Origin of the sequence: Methylobacterium crusticola, from assembly GCF_003574465.1 — a bacterium.
GTDB classification, from domain to species: Bacteria; Pseudomonadota; Alphaproteobacteria; order Rhizobiales; family Beijerinckiaceae; genus Methylobacterium; species Methylobacterium crusticola.
Map to the genome: position 1 here is coordinate 1 of NZ_QOWC01000283.1, position 8,363 is coordinate 8,363.

7 protein-coding genes and 1 pseudogene are annotated in these 8,363 nt (G+C 75.1%); 5 read left to right on the top strand and 3 right to left on the bottom strand.

Annotation, left to right across the window (positions count from 1 at the left end; genetic code table 11):
• Positions 1–190: 190 nt before the first annotated feature.
• The 5 genes and pseudogenes from DT057_RS32915 to DT057_RS37090 form a co-directional block, all read left to right on the top strand.
• Positions 191–1,561 carry an LLM class flavin-dependent oxidoreductase gene (locus DT057_RS32915; RefSeq protein WP_128566236.1) on the top strand — a complete coding sequence of 457 codons (1,371 nt, stop codon included), beginning with the start codon at positions 191–193 and terminating at the stop codon, positions 1,559–1,561.
• A gap of 87 nt (positions 1,562–1,648) precedes the next feature.
• Positions 1,649–1,903: a hypothetical protein gene (locus DT057_RS36280; RefSeq protein WP_203236447.1), complete on the top strand. Its 255-nt coding sequence runs from the start codon at positions 1,649–1,651 to the stop codon at positions 1,901–1,903.
• Between the two features lie 24 nt (positions 1,904–1,927).
• Positions 1,928–3,283, top strand: coding sequence for an LLM class flavin-dependent oxidoreductase (locus DT057_RS32925; protein ID WP_128566237.1), 1,356 nt, complete (start codon positions 1,928–1,930; stop codon positions 3,281–3,283).
• Between the two features lie 89 nt (positions 3,284–3,372).
• A complete protein-coding gene (locus DT057_RS32930; RefSeq protein WP_128566238.1) occupies positions 3,373–4,143 on the top strand; it encodes an ABC transporter permease in 771 nt (256 codons plus the stop codon).
• A 10-nt stretch (positions 4,144–4,153) separates the two neighbouring features.
• A pseudogene (locus tag DT057_RS37090) lies at positions 4,154–4,717 on the top strand (molybdopterin-dependent oxidoreductase); the annotation flags it as partial.
• A gap of 41 nt (positions 4,718–4,758) precedes the next feature.
• Here the strand turns inward: DT057_RS37090 and DT057_RS32940 are convergent.
• The 3 genes from DT057_RS32940 to DT057_RS32950 form a co-directional block, all read right to left on the bottom strand.
• The gene (locus DT057_RS32940; protein WP_128566240.1) at positions 4,759–6,189 is read right to left on the bottom strand and encodes an LLM class flavin-dependent oxidoreductase; all 1,431 of its coding nucleotides are present in this window, start codon (positions 6,187–6,189) and stop codon (positions 4,759–4,761) included.
• The gene (locus DT057_RS32945) at positions 6,186–7,607 is read right to left on the bottom strand and encodes an LLM class flavin-dependent oxidoreductase (RefSeq protein WP_128566241.1); all 1,422 of its coding nucleotides are present in this window, start codon (positions 7,605–7,607) and stop codon (positions 6,186–6,188) included. Before DT057_RS32945 ends, DT057_RS32940 begins: the two co-directional genes overlap by 4 nt.
• The coding region (locus DT057_RS32950; protein WP_128566242.1) for a MetQ/NlpA family ABC transporter substrate-binding protein at positions 7,604–8,363 on the bottom strand (760 nt) is incomplete at its 5' end. The genes DT057_RS32950 and DT057_RS32945, both read right to left, overlap by 4 nt.

Genomic DNA, 8,363 nt, shown 5'->3' on the forward strand with positions numbered 1-8,363 from the left:
CCGCCCCGGCGCCGGCGCGGGCGCCGCCCGCATCGGCGCCGGTGCGCCGCGGAGTGCCGCCGCCGCGGCGCCCCGGCCGGTCCCGCCGGAATAGTACACAAAATTGATTGACTAAGTAGATTCATGGCGCGAGAATCGGCCGACGGACGGGCCGGGACCCGCCGGCGAATCCGAGCGGGCGGGTGAGAGCATGGCGCGTCGCGACGAGACCCTGCGCCTGGGCGCGTTCCTGTATCCGGGCGGCCACCACGTCGCGGCCTGGCGCCACCCCGAGGCGCAGGCCGATGCCGGCATCAACGCCGCGCATTACCGCCGCCTCGCGCAGGTGGCGGAGGCCGCGAAGTTCGACCTCGTCTTCCTGGCGGACGGCGTCAGCGTCCGGGGCGACGACCTCGACGCCCTGAGCCGCACGGCGACGCGGTACGTCGGGCAGTTCGAGCCGCTGACGCTGCTCTCGCACCTCTCGGCGGCGACCGCCCGCATCGGCCTCGTGGCGACCGCCTCGACCACCTACAACGACCCCTACCACGTCGCCCGCAAGTTCGCCTCCCTCGACCATCTCAGCGACGGCCGGGCCGGCTGGAACCTCGTCACCTCCGCGGACGCGCACGAGGCCTGCAACTTCGGCCGCGAGAGCCACCTCGCCCATGCCCGCCGCTACGCCCGGGCGGAGGAGTTCGTCGACGTCGTCACCGGGCTCTGGGACACCTACGAGGACGACGCCTTCGTGCGCGACAAGGCCGGGGGCGTGTTCTTCGAGCCGGGCAAGCTCCACGTCCTCGGGCACGAGGGCGCGCACTTCTCCGTCCGCGGCCCCCTCAACGTGCCGCGCCCGCCGCAGGGGCACCCGGTCGTGGTGCAGGCCGGCTCCTCGGAGGCCGGCAAGGCGCTGGCGGCGCGCACCGCCGAGGTGATCTTCACCGCCCAGGTCACCCTCGGGGAGGCGACCGCCTTCTACGCCGACGTCAAGGGGCGGCTCGCCCGCCACGGACGCGCCCCCGAGGACCTCAAGATCATGCCGGGGGCGATGCCGTTCCTCGGCCGCACCCGGGCGGAGGCGCAGGGCCGCTACGACGCGCTGCAGGACCTGGTCCACCCGGTGGTCGGCCGCTCGCTGCTGGAGCGGATGCTCGGGGTCGACCTTTCGGGCCACCCCGAGGACGGGCCGGTGCCCGACGTGCCGGAGACCAACGGCGGCAGGAGCCGGCAGGAGCTGCTGGTGGCGCTCGCCCGGCGCGAGAACCTCACCATCCGCGACCTGTCCCTGCGCGTCGCGGGCGCGCGCGGGCACTGGACGCTCGTCGGAACCGCCGCCGACGTCGCCGACGCCCTGCAGGAGCGCTTCGAGGCCTACGGCGCCGACGGCTTCAACATCATGCCGCCGGTCCTGCCGGGCGGGCTCGACGACGTCGCCGCGCTGCTGATCCCCGAATTGCAGCGCCGCGGCCTGTTCCGGACCGCGTACCAGGGCCGGACCCTGCGCGAGCATCTCGGGCTGCGACGCCCGCCCCACCGCGTCCGCGGGAGCCGCCCCGAGGGCAGCCGCGCGGCGGCCGGGTGATCCCCCGTCCCGGTTGACCCGCTTGCCGAGTAAGCCGCTTGCCGGGTGACCCGCTTGCCGGGTGACCCCTCCCCAGGAGAGCCGCCGATGCCCGACAGCCGGATCGAGATCGCCCGCCTGGCGAAGGATTTCCGCGTCGACGGCCGGACCCTGCGCGCCCTGGACGGGATCGACCCCGCGGTCGCGCCGGGCGAGTTCGTCACCATCGTGGGGGCGAGCGGCTGCGGGAAGTCGGAGACGCAGGCGGCGCCCCGCGCCGGGGCCGGCCCGCGACCGGAGGCCGCCGGGGCGCCGGCGCGCCGCCCGGCCGCCGCGCTGCCGCTCGCCGCCCGCTCCGCCTGAGCCGACCCGAAGGAGACCCCGCCCATGGCCACGCCCCGACAGATGAAGCTCGGCGCCTTCCTGATGACCGACGGCCACCACGTGGCGGCCTGGCGGCATCCCGACGGGCGGCCGGACGCCAACGTCAGCCTCGACCACTTCGTGCGCCTCGCCCGGCTCGCCGAGGCCGCGGCCTTCGATGCGCTCTTCCTCGCCGACAGCTCCGGGGTGCGCGACACCGCCGTGGCCTCGTTGAGCCACACCTCGCGGGCGGTCGGCTTCGAGCCGCTGACCCTGCTCTCGGCCCTCTCGGCGGTGACCGAGCGCATCGGCCTCGTCGCCACCGCCTCGACGAGCTTCAACGAGCCCTACAACCTCGCCCGCAAGTTCGCCTCCCTCGACCTCCTGAGCGGCGGGCGGGCCGGCTGGAACCTCGTGACCTCGTCGAGCGAGGCGGAGGCGCAGAACTTCAACGCCGAGCGCCACGCGGCCCATGCCGACCGCTACGACCGGGCGCGGGAATTCGCCGAGGTGGTCTCGGGGCTGTGGAACTCGTGGGAGGACGACGCCTTCGTCCGCGACCGGGACAGCGGCCTGTTCTTCGATCCCGGCAAGCTCCACGTCCTGCACCACCACGGGCGGCACTTCCGGGTGCGCGGGCCCCTCAACGTCGCGCGCTCGGCCCAGGGCCACCCGGTGATCGTCCAGGCGGGCTCGTCGGAGGCCGGCAGGGAGCTCGCCGCCGCCACCGCCGAGGCGATCTTCACCGCGCAGGCGACCCTCGAGGAGGCGCAGGCCTTCTACGCCGACGTGAAGGGGCGCCTCGCCCGCTACGGCCGCGACCCCGACCACCTGAAGATCATGCCGGGCGTCTTCCCGGTGGTCGGCCGCACCGAGGAGGAGGCGCAGGAGAAGTTCGCGATCCTGCAGGAGCGCATCCACCCGGTCGTGGGCCTGAGCCTCCTCGGCACCACGCTCGGCGGCGCCGACCTCTCGGGCCACGACGTCGACGGGCCGCTGCCGGACCTGCCCGAGACGAACGGGCCGAAGAGCCGCCAGAAGCTGCTGATCGAGCGGGCCCGGCGCGACGCCCTGACGATCCGCGAGCTCTACCTCGCCATCGCGGGCGCCCGCGGCCACTGGCAGGTGGTCGGGACCGCGTCCCAGATCGCCGACCAGCTCGAGGAGCGCTTCCGCGGCGGCGGCGCGGACGGCTTCAACGTCATGGCGCCCCACCTGCCCGGCGGCCTCGAGGACTTCATCGCCGGGGTGGTGCCGGAGCTGCGCCGCCGCGGCCTCTTCCGCGACGCCTACGAGGGCCGGACCCTGCGCGAGCACCTCGGCCTGCCGCGGCCGGCTCACCGGGCGCCGCGTCCGCAGCCCCGCGCCGCGGCGGAGTGAGGCGCGGGCGATGCGCGCGCGTCTCCCCGGCCCGCCCGGATCGAGGCGCGGCTCCAGGCCTGGCGCATCCCGGCGTGACGGGCGAAGCCGTGACCCGCCCGGCAACCGCCGCCGCGCGCCTGCGCCGCGGCCTCGTCCTCCCGGTGCTGCTCCTGCTCGCCCGGGAGGCGGCGAGCCGCAGCGGCCTCGTCGACCCGCGCTTCCTGCCGCCGCTCGGGACGATCCTGTCGCGGGCGCTGGCCGAGATCCGCACCGGCGGGCTCCTCGGGCACCTCGCCGCGAGCCTCGCCCGCGACCTCGCGGGCTTCGCGGCGGGGACCGGGCTCGGGATCGCCTTCGGCGCGCTCCTCGGCGCGTCGCCGCTGGCCGGCCGGCTGCTCGGGCCGACCTTCCGCGCGTTCAGGCAGGTCGCGATCCTCGCCTGGATCCCGATCATCTCGGTCTGGTTCGGCTTCGCCGAGACCGCCAAGGTGGTGTTCATCGCCCTCGCCGCCTTCGTGCCGGTGGCGGTCAACACCCAGGAGGGCGTGGCCGGCGCCCCGGCGCAACTCCTCGAGGTCGCGCGGGCGCTCCGCTTCGACCGCCGCCAGCGCGTCCTGAAGGTGCTCCTGCCGGCGGCCCGTCCCTCGATCCTCACCGGCATCCACCTGGCGCTGATCTCCTGGTGGCTCGCCACCGTCGGGGCGGAGTACTTCAGGGCGGTCGGCCCCGGCATCGGCGGGCTGATCATCGCCGGGCGCGAGCGCTTCCAAATGGACCTCGTGATGCTCGGCGTCGTGATCCTCGGCCTCGTCGGCTTCCTGCTCAACCTCGCCGCCGGCGCGCTCGCGGCGCGCTCCCCGCGCTGGCGCGACGCCTGAAAGGTCGATCATGCCCGTCCCCTCCGTCCCGCGCTTCGGGCGCCGGAGCTTCCTCGCCGGGGTGCTGGGCCTCGGCGGCGGCGCCGCCGCGGCCGAGGGCCCGCTCCAGGTCCCGGACTGGACCCTCCGGCCGGGTGCGGGCGTCGCGACGCCCGCCTACGGCGTGCCCTCGGCCTTCGAGCGCCTGGCCCGCCGGCCGCGCACGCCCCCGGCCTTCCCGGGCGCCGCCTCGACCGACACGCCGCTCCAGCACCTGCACGGCACCGTCACGCCGAACGGGCTGCACTGCGAGCGCCACCACGCCGGCGTGCCGGCCATCGACCCCGACCGGCACCGCCTCGTGGTGCACGGCCGCGTCGAGCGGCCCCTGATCCTCACCATGGACGACATCGTGCGGTTTCCCGCCGTGTCGCGCCTGCACTTCCTCGAATGCTCGGGCAACACGCCGGGCTGGCAGAAGGCGGACCCGGCCTGGACCGTGCAGGACACCCACGGGCTCCCGAGCTGCGCCGAGTGGACCGGCGTGGAGCTCGCCACGATCCTGGCCGAGGCGGGGCTGCGGCCCGGCAGCGCCTGGGTCCGGGCCGGCGTCTCCGGCGCCGGCCGGGCCCCGCGCTACCGGGTTGCCGCCGGGGCCGCCGCGGTGGCCCGCGCCGCCTCGGTGGCCCCCGCCGCGGGGGCCGCCTGCGCGCGGAAGCGCGCCGCCGGGTGGCTCGCCGGCAGCAGGCGCCGGCCGGGGCCGTAGAGCTTCTGGCGCAGCGGCCCGGGGGCGTAGGCGGTCTTGTAGCGGCCCCGGCGCTGGAGTTCCGGCACCACGAGGTCGATGAAGTCGCCGTAGCCCTCCGGGGTCACCGCGTAGCTCAGGTTGAAGCCGTCGATGTCGGTCTCGTCCATCCAGGCCTCCAGGGCGTCGGCCACCTGGGAGGCCGATCCGACCAGCACCGGGCCGCGCCCCCCGATGGCGTTGTGGGTCACGATCTCGCGGATCGTCCACGTCCTCTCGGAGCGGGCGAAGGAATCGACCATCGAGGTGACGGCGTTGTCGCGGCGGATCACCGGGAAGGGGTCGTCGAGAGCGTACGCGGACAAATCGATCCCGGTCCAGCCCGAGAACAGCGCGAGGGCGCCCTCGGGATCGACGTGGGCGAGGTAGTCCCGGTGCTTGTCCCGCGCCTCGGCCTCGGTCCGGCCGACGACGACCGTCATCAGGGCGAAGAACAGGAGGTCCGCGGGATCGCGCCCGCGGGCGGCGGCGCGGCCCCGGGTGTCGGCCACCGTCGCGGCGATGGCGGTCCGCGAGGGGTCGCTCAGGAACACCGCCTCGGCGTGCGCGGCGGCGAAGTCGCGGCCCCGGTGCGAGGCGCCGGCCTGGAACAGGAACGGCGTGCGCTGGGGCGAGGGGTCGACGAGGTGGATGCCCTCCATCCGGAAGTGCTCGCCGGCATGCACGATGCGGTGGATCCTGTCCGGGTCGGCGAACAGCCCCCGCTCCCGGTCGCGCAGCACCGCCCCGTCCTCCCAGCTCTCCTCCCAGAGCCGGTAGACCACGTCCAGGAACTCGTCCGCGATGTCGTAGCGGGTGTCGTGGGCGGTGATCCCGGGCCGCCCGACCGCCCGCGAGGCCGCCGCCGAGTAGCCCGTGACGACGTTCCAGGCGATGCGCCCCTCGGTGAGGTGGTCGAGGGTGGAGAAGCGCCGCGCCAGGGTGAAGGGCGGCTCGTAGGAGACGGAGGCCGTGATGCCGAAGCCGAGATGCGCGGTCACCGCCGCCATCGCGGAGACGAGCAGCATCGGATCGTGCTTCGGCACCTGGGCGGCGCGGCGCAGCGCCGCCGCGGCGGTGCCGCCGTAGACGTCGTGGATGCCGATGCCGTCGGCGATGAACAGGCTCTCGAACAGGCCCCGCTCGAGGAGCCGGGCGAGGTCGGTCCAGTGGCTCAGGCGGTGGAAGTCGAGGGAGCGGTCCCGCGGGTGGGTCCACAGGCCGGGCGAGAGGTGGACCGGGCTGTGGATCGCGAACCCGTTGACGCGGATGGGCTTCGTCACGCGGAGGCCTCCGCCGCCCGCGGCTCCGGCGCGGGACGGGGGGGACGCCGGTGGGCGGCTCCCGGATGGCTGGGCTTCAGGCGGGCGTCGCCCTCGGGGAACAGCTTCTCGCGCAAGGTCCCCTCCCGGTAGCGCCGCTTGAAGGCCCCGCGGGACTGCAGCTCCGGCACCACGAGGTCGACGACCGCCTCCAGGGTCTCGGGCACCACCACGCGGGTGAGGTTGAAGCCGTCGACGTCCGTCGCCTCGGCCCAGGCCAGGAGCTCGTCGGCGACCTCGCTCGCCGCGCCGACGATGAACGGCGCCCGGGCGCCCCGGGGCCCGAACTCGGCGAAGTCGCCGGCCGTGAACGGGCGCTCCCCCGGGATGGTCAGGTTCTCGACGAGCGACTGCATCGCGTTGGTCCTGACGTAGGCGAGCGCCTCGTCGGGCGCGAGGCCCGACAGGTCGATGCCGGTCCAGCCCGAGACGAGGGCGAGCTGGCCCTCGGCGTCGAGGTAGCGGGCGTACTCGTCGCGCAGGTCCAGGGCCTCGGCCCGGGTCGGCGCCGCGATCACGGTGGCGCCGAGGAACATCAGGACGTCGTAGGGGTCGCGCCCGCTCGCCCGCGCCGCCTCGCGCAGGGCCCGCACCGAGCGCGCCGCGACGGCCGGGGTGTGGCCGTTGAGGAAGACGCACTCGGCGTGGCGCCCGGCGAAGAGGCGCCCGCGGGAGGAGGTGCCGGCCTGGTACAGCACCGGCGTGCGCTGCGGCGACGGCTCGGCGAGGTGGCGGCCGTCGACCCGGTAGTAGGGGCCGTCGTGGCGCACCCGGTGCACCTTCGCGGGATCGGTGAACACGCCGCCGGCGCGGTCGCGGCGCACCGCGCCGTCCTCCCAGCTTCCCTCCCACAGCGCGTAGACGGCCGCGAGGAAATCCTCGCCGGCCTCGTAGCGCGTATCGTGGGCGCGGGCCTGCGCCAGGCCCATGCCCCGGGCCCCGCTCTCCAGGTAGCCGGTGACGACGTTCCAGCCGGCCCGGCCGCCGGTGAGGTGGTCGAGGGTCGAGACCCGCCGGGCGAACGGGTAGGGGTGCTCGTAGGTGAGGTTCGCCGTCACCCCGAAGCCGAGGTGCTGCGTGGCGTGCGCCATCGCGGGCACCACCAGGAACGGGTCCGCGCTCGGCGCCTGCGCGGCACGGGCGAGGGCCGCGTCGGCGTTGCCGCCGTAGACGTCGTAGGTGCCGAACACGTCGGCGAGGAAGACCCCGTCGAGGAGGCCGCGCTCGGCCGTGCGGGCGACCGAGACCCAGTAGTCGAGGGTGTTGTAGTCCGCCGACGCGTTGCGCGGGTGGCGCCAGAGCCCGGCCCAGGTGTGGCCGGGCGCGCACATCTGGAAGGCGTTGAGCCGCAGCTCGCGCCGGTGCGCGGGGCGGCTCATCGGAAGTAGTCCGGCAGGGCGAAGCCGTCGTAGACGCGGTCGGCCCGGATCGCCGCCCGGAAGGCGTCGGAGCGGTAGGCCGCCACGATCGCCCGGGCCCAGGGCGCCTCGGCCCGCGGGCGGCGCACCGCCACCACGTTGATGTACGGCGCGGTCATCGCCTCGAGGGCCAGGGCCTCGGTGAGCTTGAGCCCGCTGAAGATCGCGAAGTTGCCCTGGACCGCCGCGAAGTCGACGTCCTCGAGCGCGCGGGGCGCCTGCGCGGCCTCGAGCGGCACGATCCGGATGCCCTTCGGGTTGTCGGTCACGTCGAGCTCGGTGACGTCGACCGGGTTGCCGTTCGGCCTGAGGCCGATCCAGCCGGCGTCGCGCAGGATCTTGAGGGCGCGCTCCAGGTTCACGGGGTCGTTCGGCACCGCGACCGTCGCGCCCGGGCGCACTGCCGAGAGCGCCTTGTGCTTGCGCGAGTAGAGCCCCATCGGCGGCGTCGGCACCGGCACGATGCCGACGAGGTCGGTGCCGTTCCGCTCGTTGTAGGCCTTCAGGTAGACGCTGTGCTGCATCACGTTGGCGTCGATCTCGTCGTGCGCCACCGCCTTGTTGACCTCGAGCCCGGTGCTGAAATGGGCGTAGGCGACGCGGTAGCCCTGGCCGGCGAGCGTCGGCTCGATCCCGGCCCTGAAGGCGTCCTCGTACGGTCTGGGGGTGAAGCCGACCCGCACGTCCCGGGTCTCCGGCGCGGCGCGCGTCTCCGGC